The organism is Clostridium sp. OF09-36 (assembly GCF_003481985.1).
Classification (GTDB): domain Bacteria; phylum Bacillota; class Clostridia; order Lachnospirales; family Lachnospiraceae; genus Brotaphodocola.
In genome coordinates this window covers 22,689-43,526 of record NZ_QUMD01000007.1, presented here as the reverse complement: position 1 = coordinate 43,526, position 20,838 = coordinate 22,689, and the positions used below count along the sequence as shown (strand labels likewise).

Annotated in this window: 17 protein-coding genes and 3 pseudogenes; 6 read left to right on the top strand and 14 right to left on the bottom strand. The window is 46.8% G+C overall.

Annotation, left to right across the window (positions count from 1 at the left end; all coding sequences use genetic code 11):
• Positions 1-71: 71 nt before the first annotated feature.
• The 4 genes from DXA97_RS07570 to DXA97_RS07555 all read left to right on the top strand — a co-directional run bounded on the left by DXA97_RS07570 (position 72) and on the right by DXA97_RS07555 (position 2,349).
• Positions 72-311 carry a hypothetical protein gene (locus tag DXA97_RS07570; protein WP_118719201.1) on the top strand — a complete coding sequence of 80 codons (240 nt, stop codon included), beginning with the start codon at positions 72-74 and terminating at the stop codon, positions 309-311.
• A gap of 5 nt (positions 312-316) precedes the next feature.
• The gene (locus DXA97_RS07565) at positions 317-718 is read left to right on the top strand and encodes a zonular occludens toxin domain-containing protein (RefSeq protein WP_118719199.1); all 402 of its coding nucleotides are present in this window, start codon (positions 317-319) and stop codon (positions 716-718) included.
• Positions 719-1,333: 615 nt separating this feature from the next.
• Complete coding sequence (locus DXA97_RS20450; RefSeq protein WP_207666844.1) at positions 1,334-1,723, top strand: hypothetical protein; 390 nt, start codon at positions 1,334-1,336, stop codon at positions 1,721-1,723.
• Entirely contained in the window at positions 1,687-2,349 is a 663-nt protein-coding gene (locus DXA97_RS07555) for a hypothetical protein (RefSeq protein WP_207666843.1), read from the top strand. The genes DXA97_RS20450 and DXA97_RS07555 overlap by 37 nt, the downstream gene beginning before the upstream one ends.
• Positions 2,350-2,522: 173 nt before the next feature.
• Here DXA97_RS07555 and DXA97_RS21990 read toward each other — a convergent pair whose 3' ends face one another.
• From DXA97_RS21990 to DXA97_RS07515, 9 genes and pseudogenes are all read right to left on the bottom strand, one after another.
• Positions 2,523-3,131, bottom strand: a complete 609-nt coding sequence (locus tag DXA97_RS21990) for a WYL domain-containing protein (protein ID WP_347561497.1) — start codon at positions 3,129-3,131, stop codon at positions 2,523-2,525.
• A gap of 83 nt (positions 3,132-3,214) precedes the next feature.
• Positions 3,215-3,535 (bottom strand): hypothetical protein, encoded by a 321-nt coding sequence (locus DXA97_RS21985; RefSeq protein WP_347561496.1) that lies wholly within the window; start codon positions 3,533-3,535, stop codon positions 3,215-3,217.
• A 21-nt stretch (positions 3,536-3,556) separates the two neighbouring features.
• On the bottom strand, positions 3,557-3,685 hold the full coding sequence (locus DXA97_RS21505; protein ID WP_279221134.1) for a hypothetical protein: 129 nt from the start codon (positions 3,683-3,685) through the stop codon (positions 3,557-3,559).
• A gap of 210 nt (positions 3,686-3,895) precedes the next feature.
• The gene (locus tag DXA97_RS07545; protein ID WP_243107585.1) at positions 3,896-5,104 is read right to left on the bottom strand and encodes an amidohydrolase family protein; all 1,209 of its coding nucleotides are present in this window, start codon (positions 5,102-5,104) and stop codon (positions 3,896-3,898) included.
• Between the two features lie 76 nt (positions 5,105-5,180).
• Positions 5,181-7,420 (bottom strand): annotated as a pseudogene (locus DXA97_RS07535) (DPP IV N-terminal domain-containing protein).
• A gap of 33 nt (positions 7,421-7,453) precedes the next feature.
• Positions 7,454-8,975, bottom strand: a pseudogene (locus DXA97_RS07530) (AbgT family transporter).
• 126 nt (positions 8,976-9,101) lie between these two features.
• Positions 9,102-9,560: a DUF2798 domain-containing protein gene (locus DXA97_RS07525; RefSeq protein WP_118540570.1), complete on the bottom strand. Its 459-nt coding sequence runs from the start codon at positions 9,558-9,560 to the stop codon at positions 9,102-9,104.
• Between the two features lie 424 nt (positions 9,561-9,984).
• Positions 9,985-11,760 (bottom strand): LCP family protein, encoded by a 1,776-nt coding sequence (locus tag DXA97_RS07520; protein ID WP_243107584.1) that lies wholly within the window; start codon positions 11,758-11,760, stop codon positions 9,985-9,987.
• Between the two features lie 46 nt (positions 11,761-11,806).
• The gene (locus tag DXA97_RS07515; protein WP_182436828.1) at positions 11,807-13,786 is read right to left on the bottom strand and encodes an NlpC/P60 family protein; all 1,980 of its coding nucleotides are present in this window, start codon (positions 13,784-13,786) and stop codon (positions 11,807-11,809) included.
• 484 nt (positions 13,787-14,270) lie between these two features.
• Between DXA97_RS07515 and glmS the strand changes: the two are divergent.
• Positions 14,271-16,096 (top strand): annotated as a pseudogene (gene glmS, locus DXA97_RS07505) (glutamine--fructose-6-phosphate transaminase (isomerizing)).
• A gap of 67 nt (positions 16,097-16,163) precedes the next feature.
• Here glmS and DXA97_RS07500 read toward each other — a convergent pair.
• Both DXA97_RS07500 and DXA97_RS07495 read right to left on the bottom strand, forming a co-directional pair.
• The gene (locus DXA97_RS07500) at positions 16,164-17,120 is read right to left on the bottom strand and encodes an NAD(P)-dependent oxidoreductase (RefSeq protein ID WP_118719189.1); all 957 of its coding nucleotides are present in this window, start codon (positions 17,118-17,120) and stop codon (positions 16,164-16,166) included.
• Positions 17,121-17,152: 32 nt separating this feature from the next.
• Positions 17,153-18,496, bottom strand: a complete 1,344-nt coding sequence (locus DXA97_RS07495; protein ID WP_118719187.1) for an MATE family efflux transporter — start codon at positions 18,494-18,496, stop codon at positions 17,153-17,155.
• Positions 18,497-18,713: 217 nt separating this feature from the next.
• Between DXA97_RS07495 and DXA97_RS07490 the strand changes: the two genes are divergently transcribed.
• Entirely contained in the window at positions 18,714-19,172 is a 459-nt protein-coding gene (locus tag DXA97_RS07490) for an Lrp/AsnC family transcriptional regulator (RefSeq protein ID WP_117677391.1), read from the top strand.
• 226 nt (positions 19,173-19,398) lie between these two features.
• Here DXA97_RS07490 and DXA97_RS07485 read toward each other — a convergent pair whose 3' ends face one another.
• From DXA97_RS07485 to yqeK, 3 genes are all read right to left on the bottom strand, one after another.
• Complete coding sequence (locus DXA97_RS07485) at positions 19,399-19,602, bottom strand: hypothetical protein (protein ID WP_118719185.1); 204 nt, start codon at positions 19,600-19,602, stop codon at positions 19,399-19,401.
• Between the two features lie 179 nt (positions 19,603-19,781).
• Positions 19,782-20,135, bottom strand: a complete 354-nt coding sequence (gene rsfS, locus DXA97_RS07480; protein ID WP_118719184.1) for a ribosome silencing factor — start codon at positions 20,133-20,135, stop codon at positions 19,782-19,784.
• Between the two features lie 93 nt (positions 20,136-20,228).
• Entirely contained in the window at positions 20,229-20,831 is a 603-nt protein-coding gene (gene yqeK / locus DXA97_RS07475; RefSeq protein ID WP_118719182.1) for a bis(5'-nucleosyl)-tetraphosphatase (symmetrical) YqeK, read from the bottom strand.
• Positions 20,832-20,838: the final 7 nt, after the last annotated feature.

Below are 20,838 nucleotides of genomic sequence, written 5' to 3'. Positions count from 1 at the left end.
ACATGGAATGTTTGTTGTTTATCGTCGGTTTAATTATGATAACGCGATCGCAAATGATAAGGGGGTAAATTGTGCTAAAGTTTATGACAGAGTTGTTGTCGGCATTTGCCGCAACATTGGTAAAGGTTCTTCCATTATCGCCGTTTCAGCAATATATTCAAGCGTTTGGTAATTTGCCGTATTTGGGTATTCTTAACTGGTTTATACCAATATCGGCTATGATTAAAATAGGCGCGGCGTGGCTGGGGTGCATTGCGTTGTTTTATCTGTACTCTATTATTATGCGCTGGGTTAAGATGATTGGAGATTAAAGGATATGATTTATTTATACAGTGGCACTCCAGGCAGTGGAAAGTCATTACATACGGCGCGCGTTATACGCAATACATTGATGCTTAATAAGCCTGTGATTGCGAACATTCCCATTAATACAAGCCTGTGTAAGCATTCGGAACGGTTCTTGCACATTACGGACGGGATGCTTCGCCCATCTGCGCTGGTGGACTATAGCCGCGAATATTTCAAGGACAGACCGGTTAAAGAGGGTGAAATCCTGTTAATCATTGATGAAGCGCAACGTATGTTCAATGCGCGCGATTGGTCGAAATCGGATCGCGCTGGTTGGAATGAGTTTTCCAGCTTCATAGGCATTATGGCTATGATATTATCCTTGTGGCGCAGTTTGATAGGATGCTGGACAGACAAGTGCGGTCTGTGATTGAGTATGAACAAATACACCGTAAAGTATCGAACTATGGATGGCGTGGTATGCTCCTGTGTGCGCTTATGGTATCCCCATGCTTGTTTGTATCGGTTAAGATGTGGTATCCAATGAAAGAACGTGTAGGAAGTGAATTTTTTCGCTACAATCGCAAGTTAGGGCGGCTGTATGATACATACATGACCTTTCCGGCGGTCGCAGATGCGAAGCAATAAGGGGTGGTGACTTGTCTGCCGCTGGGGGGCTGGGGGTCCCTAGCGGCGGACGAGTTACTGCCCCACAAACCTATGACCGGGCGCCCTCTGGGCGGGCATGATAACCAATACGCAGGCGCGGTGAATCTCTCGCTGTCCGGTGCTCGGTCGGTTTGCCAGTACACTTCCATCCGGTTTTCTCTGATTACCCATAGTGCCAGTAAAGCGGCGGCTTCTGTTCCTAGTGGTAGCCGCTAGGCGTATCAGTGCTGTGTGGGCTTTTCGTGAGAAGTTGGGGTTAGTATTACCCCCAACTTCTGTAACAATCTCGCAAACCCTTGTATTTACTGGCTTTGCTCTATGTTACACGAATTTGTAACATTTGTAACATGTAACAAAAGGAAAGGAAGTGGTTGGAATGGCTGAGAAAGATTCGATGTCCCGCAAGTGGCAGATAACAATAAACAATCCAAAAGAAAAAGGTATGACACACGAATACATAGCGCAAAAGGTCGGGGAAATGAAGAACGTCATGTATTGGTGCATGTCTGATGAAATTGGTGAGAATGGAACATATCATACGCATATTTACATGCACGGACGAAATGGCATCCGCTTTAGCACGATAAAGAAACGGTTTGACGGTGGACATTTTGAAATGGCAAAGGGAACAAGCTCACAGAACCGTGATTACGTGAAAAAAGAGGGGCGTTGGTTAAATGATAAGAAGCACGAAACGTGCGTGGACGGTACGTTTGAAGAGTTCGGCGAATGCCTATTGAACGACAAGGGGCGAGAAATGACTTAAGCGACCTGTACGCAATGATTAAAGACGGTATGAGCAACTATGACATACTGGAGCAAAACCCGTCATTCATGCTTAATCTGGATAAAATCGAACGGGCGCGACAAGTAGTCAATGAGGAACGTTACAAGCACGAATGGCGCGAACTGGATGTAACATACATATACGGAACGACCGGAACCGGAAAGACGCGCGGTGTCATGGAGCGTTACGGTTATGAGTCTGTATTTCGTGTGACAGATTATCTGCATCCGTTCGATAACTACAAGGGGCAGGATGTCATTATCTTCGAGGAGTTCCGGTCATCTATCCGTGTTGCGGACATGCTCAACTATTTAGACGGATACCCTCTGGAACTTCCTTGCAGATACAATAACAAAGTGGCTTGCTTCACAAAGGTCTATATCATCACAAATATTCCGCTGTCGGAGCAATATACGAACGTACAAAAGGAATCACCGGAAACATGGCTTGCGTTTCTGCGGCGTATCGGTCATGTGGTGCAGTACAAAGCGCATGACATTCTTACGCATAACGTACGGCTTCTGGATGATGGCTTCATTGAATTGCTGGACGATGAGAAAACGCCGTATGACAAAATCAAGGTGTCTGATGTAAGCAAGCTATAGTAACTGATTCGCGAAAGAACTGTTTCGCAAATAGTTGCGACCCATGCCGCGCTCCGGCGGGAAAATTGATGTCGCGCGGCTCGCAACTACCACTTCCTTGACATGCAAGCATGACGTTTTCGCGAAACATGTGTTCACTTTCGCGAATAGTTGAAAATAGCAAAGGAACGCTCCTATTCAGTTTCGTTTGTTTTTGAAATCCCATATTGCTCCACCATACGCCGTGTTTCTTCCTGCATGGCCGTAACAACCTCTGCGGGTCCGAGAATCTTTACCTGCGGTCCCAACGAAAATACCCATGCCAGAAACTGCCTGCTTACCCGGACATCTACATTTATGGTAATATGTTCGTCATCTGCAGGTATCATCATAATGTCTCTGCCAAAGCGGTCAATCATGACCCCGGCTAGATCATTATGGACCAGAAGCCTGACTTTTTCATCTTTTCCGCCAAACATGCCAAAGCTCTTTTTGGCATAATCGGCCATATCCAGCTTTTTAAAAGAATCTTTCCCATCACGTTTTTCTTCGGACAGCTCAATATCCAGCATCTTATCAACACGGTAATGCTTGATCTTTTGCGCCTCGGAATCAAAGCCGATCATATAATAGTTTTCATCGTCCCACAAAAGGCCCCACGGGCTGATATGGTACAATTTGCCATAATGGCGTAATTCTGGCTTTTTTTTGATATTCCATTGGAAATATTTAAAGTAGATTTTCCGGTTTTCTGAGATTGCTGTGTGGATTGCATCTACGGAATAATAAATACTTTCGTTCATGTTTTTGATCCGGCCGGATACAAACACCTGACGCTGAAGCTTTTGTGCATCGTATTTACTGACCAGCGTCTCCAGTTTTTTGATCAGACATTCGTCTTTTTTTCGGTTATGAATTTGGATGACTGGATTGCGTCTACGAGCAGCTTTAATTCAGGAAGCTCAAAAGGGCGGCTGACAACATGGTAATGATAGCGGTTGCCGGTCTGCTCTCCTTCTACCTCGATCCCAAAGGACGAAAGGTCTTTTAAATCGTTGTAGATGCTTTTTCTGTCTGCAGTGATCTCATACTGTTTGAGTGCATTTAAGATTTCAGACATTGTGATATAGTGGTCTTCGTCGGTCTTTTCCATCATGATCTGGGCAAGACGATATAGCTTAAATTTCTGATTGGTCCCTTTCGGCATAGGCGTACATCCTTTTGTTTATTATAGTTTGATGGTCATCTTTCCGATATTTTTCAACCGGGATCCGGTCTGAGTCACAGGAACCGGTTTTCCGTCTTTGTTTGCGACCATTTTGGCTGGAACGGTCTCATGGGAATGACCGTCGATCACGGCATCTTATCCTTATATTCGTATATATTTTTTATCTTACATTATTTTCCGTGTGTCTGCAATCACATTATGAAAGAAGAAGGAGCAGAGGTGATTCTGCTCCTTCTTCTTTCATGCATATTAGGGAGATGCCGGTGGCGCCTCTGGTGCGTTGTTACAGGCAGCTCTCTGTCTGGTACTGGATGCCCTCCTTCATGACGAAAGCACAGTCTAAAAGAGCTTTTTATCCTGCATCAGATCCCGTTTCCATGCAGAGATATCGGCCAGTTTTCCTGGTTCAAGGGTACCAATCTGGTCAGAAAGCTGCAAAATATCCGCATTCACAGAGGTTGCGGCCTTCAGTGCGGCAAATGGATGCATGCCGCTGCTCATCCATGCTTCGTATTCGTATCCGCTTTCGTAGTTCTGGTGGTTTGCCACAAAATCGGTGCCGTAGCCCAGCTTGATCTTGCTGCTGCAGATGACTTCGCGGCCAGCCTGCAGCGCATCCTTGTAAAGCTCCAGCTTTTTGCGGAATTCCGGCTGCTTCTTTTTGATCTCTTCCGGGTCATAGTGAACAGCTTCTTCGTATGGACTAAAGGTCGGTACCAGATAAATACCTTTTTCTTCTATGATCTGGGCCGTTTCCCGGTTCATCAGGCTTCCGTGCTCCATTCCGTCAATGCCAAAGGAAATCAGCTTCTGCATCAGTTCGTTGGTGTACACGTGTGCAGTCACAGTCTTTCCAAGCTCATGGGCGGTATCCATAATGGCTTTTAATTCTTCGTCATTGAGCTGCTGCTGGATCGGGGTATCATAAGGCGTAAAAAAGCCTCCGGTTGCCATGATCTTTAAGAAATCTGAGCCATATTTGACCTGTTCGCGCACGGCATTTACAAAATAGTCTTTGCCGACGCCAAGGGTTATGCGTTCATTCTGAAGCTTCTGGGACAGAAGCGGGTTTCTGGCAAAGCCCTGGCTTAGATCCCCGTGGCTTCCTGCAGAGCAGAGAAACATCGGGGCAGCCACGATACGGCTTCCGGCGAAGTAGCCCTTTTCAATGGCATGCTTTACATCCAGAACGCCGTAGCTGTTGCTGGTGATGCCGCCTACGTGCCGGACGGTCGTGAAGCCCCTGCGCAGTGCTTTTTTTGCACAGCGGGCGATTGCCAGGGTTTTTGCCTCCTCACTCTGGGAATAAACTTCTTCGCGCACGGTATGCCAGTCAAAAAAGTCCATGTGCATATGCGCATCAATCATACCAGGAGTAACCTGGCAGTCAGTCAGATCAATGATCCTGGCCCCTTCCGGGATATTCACCTCATTGCCGATCTCAGCAATGTGGTCATCTTCGATTAAAATACTTTGCCCAGTCTTCCACTCCGGGGTAATGCCATCGTAGAGACGGCCGCAGCGAAGGACCTGATAACGTTTTTCCATTTGTAAATCCTCTTTATCGTTCATGTTTTATGGTTACCGTTTCTAAATGCGAGTACAGTAGCCTGTTGTTATAATTTTATGTTGCGATCCGGCATTGCTTATTCTCCGAAGATTTCCGGATCCTCTTACCAAGCAGGTTCCGGACAAAATAATCCATCTTCCGGCGCACAAAGTAGGCATTTGCCGGTACATTGTGGTTGGCTCTTGGCAGGACAACCAGATCATACCGTTTGTTGTGTGCGTTGAGTTCATCGCAAAGCCGCAGGGTCTGTGCCATGGAAACATTGTCATCCATAGCGCCGTAAGCCAGCATCAGCTTTCCGCTCAGGTTGCCAGCCAGCCTGGTGATGTCTCCGTACCGGTAAACTTCCTCATTGTAAAGTCCGTTGTAACGCTCGGTCCAGGAATGCTCATACATGCGCTGGTCGTAGTTCCGGAGGAAGCAACACCAACACGGTAAACCTCCGGGTATTTCAACATGGCAGAAACGGTTGCATAGCCGCCGGCAGAATTGCCCCACATGCCGATCCGGTTGAAATCAATCTGCGGATACAGATTTTTCAGCTCATTTAACGCGTAGACATGGTCTTCCAGTCCTGCGCAGGCATGAATGTTGTGGTAGCTGAGCTTATGGAAGTCCATGCCGCGACCGGGGATTCCGCGACCATCGAGGATCAGTCCGGCAAATCCAAGCTTTGCAAACGATTCCAGTCCGCCGTAGATCTCGCGGTCCATGCCGTTATCCCAGGTGAATTCACGCGGGACATTGTAAAGCTGGGCACCGCCGTAAATATAGTCGATCAGCGGCCAGAAATCCTGATGTTCGGAATCCGGTGTATCCGGGCGGAAGAAAACGCCGTAAAGCTTTGTCTTTCCGTCTGCTGCCGTCAATGTGATCCGCTCCGGCATCTGGTAACCTAAGGCAAGAAGATCCGTGATATCAGCCTGCTCCAGTTCGCGCACCAGCGTTCCGTCTGTTTTCCGGAGTACGGTAACCGGAGGAAGGTCAACGCGGGAATAGGTATCCACAAAGGCATCCTGTCCCATAGAAATGTGGTGAACGGCATCCTCCGGGGTCAGGCGGGTAAGCGCGTTTCCGTCAAACCGGATGGAATAAAGCTGGTAATACAGCGGGTCGGAGCATTCCGGCACGTTGTTTGCCATAAAATAGATGGTTTCTGCTGTTTCATCGACCCGGACCAGCTTTTGTACGATCAGCTCCTTATGGGATACATCGAACAGATCGCCCTCACAAGTCCATCCCTGGCCGTTTTTGCGGTAACGGTAAAGATGGGCAAAGCCGTTTCGCTCACTCTGCCAGAAGGCTAAGGTACCGTCGCTCGTGATGCAGTTGGAAAACAGATAGCTTCCGTAGCCATCTACCAGACCAAACGCGCCAAGGTTCAGAAACAGATCGGTAGTTTCGTCTACAACGATCTCGCAGGCTCCTGTTTCGGCATCGCCGAGGTAGAGGCGCCCGTTCTGAAAGCCTCTCGCGGTCCAGGTGAAATAGAAATGTCTGCTATCTTCCATCCATTTTACCGTAGACTGGTTTGCTGCGGTAAACACAGGATAGAGAAACTCCGGTGCATCGACCCGTGTCATGGATTTGTCTTTGACAGAGCCAAGATACAGGCTGTAGTGAGGAACCTCGTCATCGGCATCCGTCACAAACGGGCACGGATATTCATAAAGCTCCGGCCGTAAATCCTTAAGACTGTCAGAATAGGACGCGATCAGCGGGAGCTTCTTGGTCTGTCTGCGGTCTGCAAGGTAGGTGATAAAACGGGTGCCATCCGGACTCCATAAAACGTTCGGGCACTCCTTCATTCCCTGACGCTTTACAGTGATCTGGCTGTAAATGTCAATATAACAGCCGTACTCGAAATCTTCGCTCCCGTCAGAGCTAAGCTGTGTCTGCTCTCCTGTTTTTACCTCAGTCAGAAACAGGTTGTGACGGATATTGGAAATTGCATAATGTCCATCCGGAGAAAAAATTGTATTTTCTGGAATGATTTTTGAAATGTCTGGTGTGATACGATCATCTGCCGGAATACAACCGGAAACAGAGCCGCTTTCGCGGCTCTGTCCGTTACAAGGTAAATTTTGCTGATTCAGGCTTATGATTGTTTCTGTTCCATCGGATGCATTGACGCATACGGTAACGTTTAAAACATCTTCGTTAGAACGGGTCTGGCGTTCATACTGGAATGCAGTCTGATCCGGATTCCAGATGATTTTTGGATTTCCGTTCAGAACGGCATGTCTGGTATGTGCAGTCAGGAGTTTCTCTGCTGCTGCATACCGTGTACTCATAATCCCTTTTTTCATGATAAGTCTCCTGTTTGTTTATAAAAATACGTTGACACCCGGGCCAAGCGGCAGGTTTAACAGTACCCAGACAATCATCTGGACGATCCATACGAGCAGGAATGCAATGGAGTATGGAAGCATCATGGAGATCAGGCTTCCCATACCGAAGTTGCGGTCGTATTTCTTTGCCATTCCGATCGCGATCGGGATATACGGATAGATCGGGGTGATCGCGTTTGTGGTGGAATCACCGATACGGTATACGATCTGGCGAATGCCGGGCTGTATCCGAGCATCATCATCATCGGAACCAGGATCGGTGCGAAGATGTACCATTTACCGGAGCCGCTGGTCATGAACAGGTTAACTACGCAGCAAAGGATGATGAAGAACAGCATCAGCGGGATGCCGGTAAAGCCTGCTGCCTGCAGCGCATCGGCACTCTTCACGGCGATGATCATACCAAGGTTGGTATAGCTGAACATGTTGATGAACTGTGCGATGACAAATACCAGTACGATGTAACCGGTCATGCCTTCCAGAGCCTGCCCCATTAACAGCGGAACATCGGAGCTCTTTTTGATCGTGCCTGCGATCAGACCATACACAACGCCTACCAGGATAAAGTAGATCATCAGGATCGGAACCAGACCTTTGATGAACGGACCATTTAAGATGGAGCCGTCCTCCGCACGCAGGATACCGCCGGACGGGATGACCATCAGCGCGAACAGTACAATGTAAAGAATACTGAAGATGCCTGCACCACGAAGCGCCTTTGCCTGGACCGGGGTGATCTCAGAGCTGGACTCTACGGCATCGACACCCTCTCCGTTTGCCGGATCATAGGTGCCAAGACGCGGAACGATAAACTTCTTGTTAACAAAGACGCCTGCCACAGTCAGGGTAAATACAGATACGAACATGAAGTACCAGTTGCAGGTAGCGTTTACGGTCATGGCCGGATCAATCATCTGCGCTGCGGATTCCGTAACACCGGCAAGAAGCACATCGGTACCGGCTACGATCACGCAGGCGGTAAAACCGGCATTGGTTGCGGCATATCCGGCAAGAAGTCCTGCGATCGGGTGCATGCCAACGGATTCGAAGGCAGCAGCTGCCAGAGCCGGAACAACGATGATGGAAGCCTCAGAAGCGATACTTCCGTTGATACCAAGGAACAATACGGTTGCAGTCAATGCCCAGAGCGGAACACCAAGGATCGCTCTTCTCATTGCTGTGGTAAGAAGCCCCACCTTTTCAGAAAGCCGATCGCGATCTGCATGGCAAGGACCAGACCGAGCGGTGAGAATCCCTGGAAGTTGGAAAGCAGGTTTTCCAGCAGCCAGATGAGTCCGTCTTTGCTGATGAGGCTCTTGGCCAGAACCATTTCTCCGTTGGTTGGGTTTACGACGCTGACACCTGCCAGACTGCAGGCCAGGCTGATCAGCGCAAGGATCAGACATAACCACAAAAACAGAATGTAGGGATGGGGAAGCTGGTTCCCGACCCGTTCAATAAAATCGAGGACTTTTCCGTCCTTTTTCTTTTGTGCCATTCCCTGCATAAAAGTACCTCCTAGTTCGTTTTCTTTTTTAGATCATGGTCTTTATTATAAACAAAAAAAGAGGAAGGTGCAACCGTTCCTGTATACACCCTCCTAAATTTCTTCTTTTTGGGAATACTATTTGAAGATTTTTCCGAAAATAAAACGAACCAGCGGACCTGCTGCAAACAGCTGCCAGAAGAATGCCATCGGGAAGTTCTTGATCGTGGTGGAGATCCAGATGCTTAAGAACTCCGGCTGCAGACCGTTCTTGAATAAAATGGTTGCCATCAGGCTCATGTACGGGCACATCATCCAGATGGAAAGGACAGAGATCATCAGGATTACGAAAATAGGCTTATCTTCTGCCGGATTGAAAATTCGGAATGTAACTTTTTTGGCAATTGGTCCAACTACAAAAAAGTCAAAGATAAACGCCAGCGGACACATGATCGGGAGTTCATGAAGTGCAGCTGCAAATACGAAGTTCTGCATGCCGCCTACGTTCAGCGTTACATTGTAGCAAACCATAGCGTAAACCATGGCAAAGACCATCATGATTCCATAAACAATTTCCTGTTTTAAAGATTTTGGCATAATTTCCTCCTTGATTGCATGAGAACATCGTGCAGCTGCAAAGTATGTGGGAGAACTTCGCATGGATAAAAGAGCTGTCAGCTGGTGTACTGCCAACACCGCATCAATATGAATGCAACAAAAAATGCAGCGAAGCCGTCAAACTCGTTGCGACTCCACTGCATTCTGATTTCAGATATCGGAAACCTCTATGGCAGATTTCCGGTGTGCATCTCACTGCGTTCTCATAAAACTGTATTTTGTATTTTCTTACCGAGGTGCTATTATAGCGGAAATTTTGATTTTGTATAATAGTTTTTTGGTAATTTTTTGAATTTTGTCTCATTAGACAAAAGTATACTCGATACAGACATATTTCTGTATATTATGACGAGTCTCACAGGAAATACGTAAACATGGAACGTCTGCTGTTTGGAATATGGGGTTATACGCCTGGACCGGCTTCTTCTGGCTGGCTTGCTGCGTTCTGGCCCGGTGCTTCCAGGGCTGCATTCGTTTCTGCGGCAGTTGGTGCATTGGATGAAACAGGACCATTTGATGAATTTCCAGGAGCATTCGATGTACCAGGTCCTGTCATTTCATGATCTGGCGCAGCTGATTCCGATGATCCCGGACGATCCTGCGGTGCACTGATCACACCAGAGGAGGTTTCTGGTTCTTCCTGGGATTTTGTTTCTGTGTTTTCCGTTGCTTCCATGGTCTCTTCTGCAGATTCTGAACTCTCCTCGATCCCTGCTGCACTGCTCTCTTCCACTGCAGGCTCTGTCTGGGCCGGCGCTGCAGCAGGCTGCTCTGATTTTCCACCAGTCTGTCCACCGCCGCTGTTGCCCTCTGCGCCGATATTCTTACCGGATTCAGTATCTTTACCAGGATCTCCAAGTCCGGTCTTTTTGGCAATATAGCTGCTGATCTCATGCACAGACTGCGGCGCTGCATAGGAGGTATCATCAAATAAGAATGCATGAAGCTGGCTGACATTGCTTTCCAGTGTGGTTGGGATGACACAGGATTTTTTTCCGATCTTCATTTCCTGATGCGAAAATGGGAAACCGGAGGTCTGTCCGATGTAGTATTTTTTCGCACCCTTTGAAAGGGTGAGGACATCGTTGACGCCGATGCTGGTAGAAATCTGAGGATAAACTGCCCCAACCAGAGTCTTTAAGGTTTTAAATCCAGAAGATTTTGCTTTTTCCATTGCCTGACCCAGCACTTTCCGCTGACGTTCCGTCCGGTTAAAGTCCGTATCCATCAGACGCAGTCTCGCATAAGCAACTGCCTGGACACCATCTAAATGGTTCATACCGCTGTGCTCCAGCTGGTAGGATCCTACTCCGGTGGAGTTTACGGTTTCTGTGATAAAGGAATTGATATAGGCAAACTCTTTGTCGGTGATTTCAATATCAACACCGCCAAGTACGTTGATGGCGTCAACGACTGCCTTCCAGTTGAATGTTGCATAATCATCGATCCGGATGTTTAAATTGTTTTCCAATGCCTGAACCGCCTGCTCATGTCCGCCGAGAAAATAAGCTTCATTGATCTTGTCGTATTTTTCTTCTTCGTTGGAAATGCGCAGGTAGCTGTCACGGAAAACAGATACCAGTCTGATCTCACCGGTCTTTTTGTTGATGCTTGCCAGCATTTCTACATCAGACAGCGCCCCTTTTCCAAGATTTCCGTCGCGGGAGTCTACTCCGAATACTGCAATCGTCCAGTATCCATTATCACGGAAATGATGATAGAGAGAAAGACCGGCGACAAGGATAACAACCAGGAAAAGGATTTTTCCCATTTCTTTCTTTTTTCTGCGTTTTTTATGCGGTCTTTCGTAAGCAGAACGATCCTGTCTCATACGGTTCTGTTGACTCCTCCTTTCTGCTGCATTCCGGTTCTTTGGATATGGATTTCCCATTTCGCTTTGTTCGATGGTGCGGTCCAGTTCTTTTTGCAGTGCATTTTCATAGGTGTCATAATCCTCCAGATCCAGTTCTTCAATCTGGTCCGGACGTAAGTCATCCTCTTCTTCGACTGGATCATAATGTGCTGTTCTTGCTGTATTTCGTGCGTAACCGGTTATTCCAGGATCCGAACTATGCCGTCTGGAACCGGAAGCTTGGGCAGTTCCCTGTTTTTTCCGTTGCTGTCTGGCACGCATGCGGTCCAGCTCATCGCCTTCAAAGGCATCGTCTCTGTAATTCAAAGTTCCTCCTCCCTGATCTCATTCAGGATCTGTAAGATGTTTGGTTTTAATCAATCAGTCTTCGGTAATATGGCCATCCAGCGTCTCTGGTTCCGACGGTGGCATTGTTGATAGAACCGCTGGTTTCATGGACGCAGCGGACTTTTCCATCGGAAGTCCAGCCAAGAAACATGACAACATGGGCATCTGCTCCGGTGCGGATCAAAAGGTCGCCCGGCTGTAAGTCTTCCCGGCTGATCCGTGTTCCAAGGGCAGCCAGGCCACTGGTACTTTCATAAGGCAGATGGTTCCCTGTCACGGACCAGTATACCCAGCTGATCCAGCCGGAGCAATCCAGACCCTTTAGGGTACGGCCATCTACGTCTGGAGAGACCAGGGTACCGAAATGATTTCCATCGTAGTTTTTGGCAGATGGTTTTCCACCCCAATAATAAGGTACCTTACCGACGGAATTCAATGCAAACCGCAAAAGTTCTTTTCTGGTCTCGGAAATGTCCGCTGGCAGCCCATCCAGATATTCTTCAATTTCCGAAGCGGTCAGCGGTGTCCCGGTAGAAATAGAAGATACGCTCAGTCCATATTTCTGGTACCAGTCTTCGGATGCAAGTGCAATCGCAGCCTGCCGGTTCTCTTCTGTCCAGCCCTGCCAGCCACCTTCTGTGAATTTGCTTTCGTCATTTCCGGCTGCATCCAGTGAAAAAAGGCTGGCGCTTTCCGTCAATCCACCAATCTTCATGGTAACGGTCAGGTCGACATGTCCAGGGCAGCTCAGCGTGGCCGGGCCTGTTACGGATGCGGCTGATGTTTCGGCATTTGAAACCGATGCTTCTGAATCCTGTCCAGATGTTGCATGCCCGGATGATTCCGATGATGTTTCCTCTGTAACGGCAATGGACTGTCCGCCTTCGGATGCCTGTATGGAGACTGCCTGTTCGGCATCGGATGGAGATGCAGTCTTTTCCTGTGCCGCATAGGAAGAAGACGCCTGGGATGCATTCGCTGCCCTGGTTGGTGCCGTGATCACACCGCTGGTGGATTCCGGTATGGTTTCTGTTTCCCTGGTTTCAGCAGCAATGCTTTCCGCCTTGCTTGATTCCTGTGCCTTTTTTTCGGCTGTGGCAGCTCCGGCTGTAATCACGCCATGCGCATTGGGTGCTGTTGTTTTATCTTCGGAAGAACTTGTTTCTGATTCTGTATGTTCTCCGGCTGTTTCATAAGGAAGTTCCAGATTATCCTGTTCTTTTTCGGCTTCTGCTTCTTCCAACAATGCCTTTTTCTCCAGCTCTTCCGCAGATTTTCCAACACAGCCGGAACAGTAATATACATCACTGATGGACATAGTATAGGAATGTGCAGCTTCCCACAGTGCTTTTGCATAGGAAAGAAAGGCGGCGCTGTCTTCCGGATTATGATAATAGGTATAGACGTTGGCCATAGCCATGATCTGTGGAACATCGGAATAAGGAGAAATCGTATGACCGTCTCCATCCACTGCCTGGATCCGCACATTGCGGAAGCTGCCGATGGTCCAGGTAGATGGATCTTCTTTTTTATGCTGCGAATCTTCCGGGTTATATTTGCCAAGGATCCGTTCCCTGGGAAGTCCAAGCTTCGCTGCCATATCAGCCGGTGTGACATCGGAATAACTGGAGAGGGCGCTGGACCAGTTTGCGTCACGCGTCATCAGTTCGTGGAATACCTGTCCGGCAAGACTTTTGGTGATATCGGTGGTGTCTTCCCCTTCTGGAAAGTAGTGAGCCAGATTTAACTCATCCAGAGTGGGAATCCAGACGGTCTCGGTTTCGGTCTCTGGTGTTGCAGCTAAAGATGCTGCAGCAGTCGTTTCTTCCTCCGTTTCCTGTTCGGTGGGCGTCTCGTCCACGGCTGGATGATATAGAAAAGAAATACCAATGCTTCCGGCACCAAGAACCAGCGCCATACCGGCGGCGGCCCATTTGTTTTTATAGCGGATCATGGAATCCATCAGAAGTTTCCCGATCTGCTCAGAATGTAAATGTCGTTTCATGTTTATGATCTCGTTTTTCTTTGGTTTCATATAATAATACAACATCGTATTTTAACACAGAAGTTTTCGGAAATACAGAGTGGAAACTTTAATATTTCATGAAGAAACGGTATTTCGTTGACGAAAATACCATTCTGGTCTATAATAGACGCGATTTCGTTTTGAGGAGGAACGACAATCCAATAGCAAAGCTAAGCGCCATGCACCTGAACGCCGCACGTGAAAGCCTTAGGCATAAGGCTGGCTGGCAGGTTAACGAGGTGGAGAGATAATCGAACATTCGGCGGGTACTCTCCCATGCTTCTCCGGGCGTGTGTATTCTGTGAAATATGCGGGCAACTGCAAAACAAACACAGGATAACCGGAGGGTCTTCTTTTTGTACGCATTTTTCCGAAACGATCCGAATCGTGTATGGAATCCGTGAAAAAGAAACCATTTATTTTGGCACCATGACAACAGAACAGAAAGGAATTTTTTGATATTATGTGTGGAATTATTGGATATTCAGGACCTTTAGACGCAGCAAAGATCCTCTTAGACGGGCTCAGCGGTCTGGAATACCGCGGTTATGACAGCGCCGGAATCGGACTCTGTATGGAGGATACCAGCATCTGTATCGCAAAAAAGGTCGGAAAAGTGAAAAATTTGCGGGAGTACTGCAAAGAACATGTGCATGGAACCGCTCACAGCGGAATCGGTCATACCCGCTGGGCTACCCATGGCGGAGTAACCGATGCAAATGCGCACCCACATCGTGCGGGCAAGGTAACTTTGATCCACAATGGAATTATTGAAAATTACCATGAACTGACCGAACGCTTCCATCTGGATGGCAAGCTTGTTTCCCAGACAGACAGTGAAGTGGCTGCACGCGTGCTCGACGCCCTTTACGATGGGGATCCGCTTCTGGCAATCCGGAAACTGCAGGATCTGCTGGAGGGTTCTTATGGCTTCTGCATCATGTTTGATGATCAGCCTGGCTCTGTGTATGCGATCCGAAAGGTAAGTCCTCTGGTAGCATCTTACACTCCGGCCGGTGCACTGATCGCTTCCGATCTTACCGCGCTGATCCCGTACAGCAATCAGTACTTTGTAGTCCCGGAAGATAAGATTGTACGCCTGACTCCGTATAAAGTGCATGTTTACAATCTGGATGATACCTTTTCTAAGGTTTATCCGGAAATCCTGACCGTAAACTGGAACATGGATGCAGCCATGAAGAACGGATACCCGCATTTCATGATGAAAGAGATCCATGAACAGCCGGAGGCAATGAAAAACACGATCATGCCGCGTATCAGCAAAGGGCTTCCGGACTTTTCAGATGATGGGATCCCGGATGAACTGTTCCAGAATTGCGATCAGATCCACATTGTAGCGTGCGGAACGGCCATGCATACCGGCATGGTGGCGCGTGCCTGATCGAACCGATTCTCCGAATTCCGGTTACCGTAACCATTGCTTCGGAATTTCGATATGAACAGCCGTTGATTGATGAGCGCACCCTGGTCTTGATCATCTCCCAGTCCGGTGAAACGATTGACACGCTGGCTGCGCTTCGTCTGGCACATGACTATGGCTCGAAAACCCTTGCAATCGTAAATGTAAAGGGTTCTACCATTGCGCGGGAAAGTGACTATGTTTTATATACGCATGCCGGTCCGGAAATTGCTGTGGCAAGCACCAAGGCTTACTCCGTACAGCTTGCCGCACTTTATATGATCGGATGCCGCATGGCCCTGGTACGTGGGAAATTTACGGAAAACCAAGCCATGGATTTCCTTGCTGATCTTCTGGATGTGATTCCGGCTATGGAAACCATGATCGCACAGGAAGAAAAGATCAAGGCTGTAGTCTCCCATATCATTCCGAAGCCGGATGCGTTCTTTATCGGACGCGGACTGGACTATGCTTTTTCCTTGGAGGGCGCACTGAAGCTAAAGGAAATCTCCTACATCCATGCGGAGGCTTATGCAGCAGGAGAACTGAAGCACGGAACGATCGCTTTGATCTCCGACCAGGTTCCGGTCATTGCCATTGCAACACAGGAACATGTGTTTGCAAAGACCATTTCCAATATCCGCGAGGTAAAGGCCCGTGGGGCATTTGTGATCCTGCTCACGAAGGAATCTTCCGTGGTAGATGAGAATCTGGCAGATATTTTGATCCGCATTCCAGATATGGATGACCACTTTACGGTATTCCCGATCGCGGTCGTACTGCAGCTGATCGCGTACTACGCTTCTCTTGGAAAGGACCTGGATGTGGACCAGCCGAGAAACTTAGCGAAGTCCGTAACGGTGGAATGAGATAAAATCCCAAAAAATTTCTCAGTTCCAAAACCCGGAAGTTATATCATCACTTTGCTGCCAGATACTATAGACCTGATACAACATTGATCGGATTCCCTTCCATAAACTGCTTTATATTATCCGCCAGAATAGAAACCAACCGCTGTCTTGTCTCAAGTCCTTTCCATCCCATATGTGGTGTCAAAAGGACATGATCCATAGTATAAAGAGGGTTGGTTTCTTCAGGTGGCTCAGTTTCCTGAACATCAAGTCCGGCTCCTGCAATCGTACCATTTTTCAATGCTTCTATAAGAGCTGACTCATCAATAAGTGCACCTCTTGAAGTATTAATGATAAACGCTGAAGGCTTCATAAGGGATAAGGACTCTTTGTTTATCATATGTTTTGTACTTTCTGCCAATGGACAGTGTAAGGAAACATAATCACTATTCTTAAGTAATTCCTCAAGCGATACATAGCGGATCCCCTTCTCATCCTCTCTCGGTGTCCTGGTATATACAAGTATGTTCATATCCAAAGCCCGTGCGATCTGGATAACTTTCCTGCCAATGTGTCCTGCACCTATAACACCAAGTGTTTTTCCATTTACCTCAACATGCGGAACCTGAAGATTTCTGGTAAAATTGTCATGATTTCCGCATGCCAGCATCTTCATCTGCACCTGCATTGCAGAACTCAGATTCAATATCATCATGATCACCGTATGTGCTACACGTTCTGTGCTGTATGCCGGGATATTGCAGACTGTAATCCCCTTCTTCCGTGCTGCTTCAAGAGCAATATTATTATATCCTGTACCTGCCTCGCAGATCAGTTTAACAGATTCCGGGAATTTCTGTATCATTTCTGCACTCACAGGCATCTCCTTTGTTACAATGATATCTGCACCCTGAATACGCTCTGACAGCTGCTGTTCTGTTGTATCATCATATACTGTAACATCAGAAGATAAAATGGAAAAATCCAGCTTCCCATCAAAATTCATTTTCTTTGCATTCAATACCACACATTTATCGTTCATACTATAAATTCCTCCATTTAAATTATTTTAGGCTATCGGGATTGCACCTCTTTATCAGTCGGCCATGCTCTCCGAAGAGCCACATAGGATATTAAAAAGTTTGCAAACCAACCTGCTGGTACAGCAAGCCAGACAAATACAATACCAAAACGCGGTGCACAAATCAACGCAACCGACAGGCGGATCGCCAGGTTCACCATATTTGCAATAAGGAACGGGCGCATGATTCCAAGACCACGCAGAACCCCATCGGTTGCCATTTTGATTCCCATAAAGATGAAGAAGTAACCGAGCCATCTCATATAACCCTCGGATACCTGATAAGCCAGGGCAGTTCCATCTTTGCCAAGGAATAGCGAGGAAATCTGAGTATGCAATGTTTCAATGACTATAAAAGCAAGAACTGCAAAACATACATCTAACACCAGTGTAGCGTGATATCCTTTTTTGATCCGTTCAATTTTCTTTGCACCAAGATTCTGTGAAACATATGGGGAAACCGCATTGCCAATGGATACAAAAATCAATGAAAAAACATTCTCTACCCGCATCGTCGCCGCATACCCCGCAAGTGCCTGTGTACCGAAAGGATTTACAACAGCCTGTACGATCATCATACCGATGGACACTGTAGACTGCTGAAGAACCGAAGGTACAGCAATTTGAAGCATGGAATATAACTCCTGCCTGCTAAACCAATCAAAGCGACTTTTATATCGACGCATCCGGCTAAGGAAAAGAAAAAGTGAACACACCGCAGAAATCCCCTGTGCTATAAGAGTCGCAAGGGCTGCACCAAACACACCGAGACCAAGTCCGGCCACCATCCAAAGATCCATAAAAATATTTAAGATTGACGAGAATACCAAGAGTCCCAGTGGGATTTTTGATTCACCAATGGAAGTGAACATGTTGGAAAGAATATTATACATAAACAGAAACGGAAAGCCCACAAAATAGACCCGTAGATATAACACTGCATCATTCAGTATATCGCCAGGGGTTTGTAATACCCGCATCATCGAGTGGGAAAAGCAAAAGCCAAAAACACCAAGGACTATGCTTAGAATTAAAAAGCTAAACAAGGACGTTGACACGATGGTCTTCATTTTTCCATACTCCCTGGCACCGAAATAGCGGCTCACGAGCACACCGGCACCGACACCTGCTCCCAGTGCCACACAAATGAAAACATTGGTCAGCGCTGCGCAGGCCCCGATAGCTGCAAGTGCAGAGGAGCCAACAAATTGGCCGACGATGATAGAGTCAGCCATATTGTATATTTGCTGAAAAAAACTGCCCAAAATCATCGGCATTGCAAAAACCGTCAACGCTTTAAGAGGCGTTTCTGCGATCAAATATTCATCTTTTGACATTATCATATTCCTCCACAGCCTTTATAATTTCACTTATTCTTTCCTTCACCAGAATTGATTTCTTGTGTTCAAAATGCAAGTTTTAAATTACGTTTCGAAATAATTATATGTAGTTACAGCTGCTAAGTCAAGCTAGAGTTTACTTTCAGCAACATAAATGATATGATATTTAAGGAAAATTACTATCCGGAGGATATTATTTTACAGGGGGACACTTATGTACCTGAACGGTTTAGATGAACTGGATCAGAAGATCATCCAGTTGCTTATAGAAAATGCACGTATTTCTTACTCTGATATTGGTAAAGAAACCGGTATTTCCAGAGTGGCAGTAAAAGCCCGGATTCAGGCTCTGGAGAAAAAAGGCATAATTGAAGAATATACAACTATAATAAACCCTCAAAAGATCAGCGGTGCTGTTTCATGCTATTTTGAAATCGAAACAAAACCAGACCATCTGTCGCAGGTGACAGATATATTACATAATAATGATACCGTTACGCAGATTTACCGTGTCACAGGAAGAGACAAGCTGCATGTACATGCCGTTGCTTCATCAAGTGATGAAATGGAACACTTCCTGCACACAGTCATTGATACACTTCCCGGCGTTATCAGCTGCAGCTGCAATACGATCCTATCACGTATTAAAGATATTAAAGGATTACGGCTATAGAAGCCTGCATATAAGGCAATGAACCATTTCTGATCCATTACCTTTTACTTTACATACGCTATAATTGATTCGATCCTGGACCACACTTCACAAAGAGGATGCCCAATTTGGGACACCCTCTCTTTCTTAGCACAGGATACGGAATCCAAATCCGTCATTCCTGTTTCCATATATATTCCATTGTGTCTGTGTCTGCAACTTAAATCCCGGCAGATCGCTCGTGAAATTATGATTCCGGTTCATGTCCGGTACCCAGAGACATTTCTCTTTCTATGACCTGACGAATGGAATTCGATGGCCCAAACTCCTCATACATATCCGCCAACAGCAGTTTCATATCTTCACTGGAAATACAGAAGTCATCCTGTCTGAAACGGTAAATGCTGTTTCTGGTAGTGAGTTTGATGATGCCGTCATCTTCCGCTTCCAAATCTCCCGGTGATGTTTTTTTAAAATGTAATTAAATTATTCCAGTTCATGCCTGGTATTCAGAGACAATTTTTTCCATAGCCTGCCGGATGGGGCATTCCATATTTAAGATATAAAGGGAAATTTTGAAATGCTCTTGAATACGCTTATTTAAGAAATAAAAGGAAAACTACAAGTTGTTTAAGCAAATTCCTTCGCATCCATGATCTTCCCGTCTCTCCAAATACGTTCCAGATCATAGAACAAGCGGTCTTCCTTATCAAAGACATGCACAATGATATCGCTGTAGTCCATCAGGATCCAGTTAGCACTCTGGTAGCCCTCTACCTGCTTGCATGGATATCCGGCTTTTCCAAGCTCCTCTTCTACGTTGTCGGCCATAGCCTGTACCTGGTTTCCGTTGGAACCACTTGCAATGAGGAAGTAGTCTGCCAGTACGGAAACTTCGCGGATATCGATTATGCGGATATCTTCACCCTTTTTATCTTCGAGGGCGGTGATCGCCAGTTTTACCATTTCATTTGCCTGACTCATTCATGTTCTCCTTCTTTGTTTTATTTAATCCATAACTCTATTTATGCACAGAAACCGCAGCTTTCGCTTTATAGCAGCCGGGCATAGCTTTATCTACACGGTTTCTGTCTGTTTCTTTTGTTCCATAACGCCTTCAAAATACTGGTATGCCTGCATGGTCATTGGGTCAATGCTGCTTCCCTTTTTGCCAAGATAATCCAGCGTTCCTTTTAAAATCTCATACATGGTCTGATCCAGATCCTGGAAGGCCAGATAGCGCATCTGCGGAAGATTATCGGCTTTGTCCCTGCGCGGCTCAATGTAATCTGCGATATAAAGAATCTTGTCCAGTGTTGTCATATCTGGCTTTCCGGTTGTATGACAGGCGATGGCAGAGATAATTTCTGCATCCTGAATGCCATATTTATTTTCTGCCAGAAAAGCGCCGTATTTTGCATGGATCACGGCAGGAGCCTTGATTTCAGCTTCGGTCAGCGGGACGTTATGCTTCTGGCATTTCTGAATCAGCTCGCTGTCTGTAAAACGCTTGGCGCAGTCATGCATCAGCCCGGCAAGCTCCGCTTTCTTGATGTCATAGCCATAGCGCATGGCAAGCGCGGTGCAGGTAAAGGATACACTTACGGAATGTTCGTAGCGCATCGGATCCAGCTTTGATTTCAGCTGTTTGCGCAGTGTAATGATCTGTTCTGTTATCATAGGTATT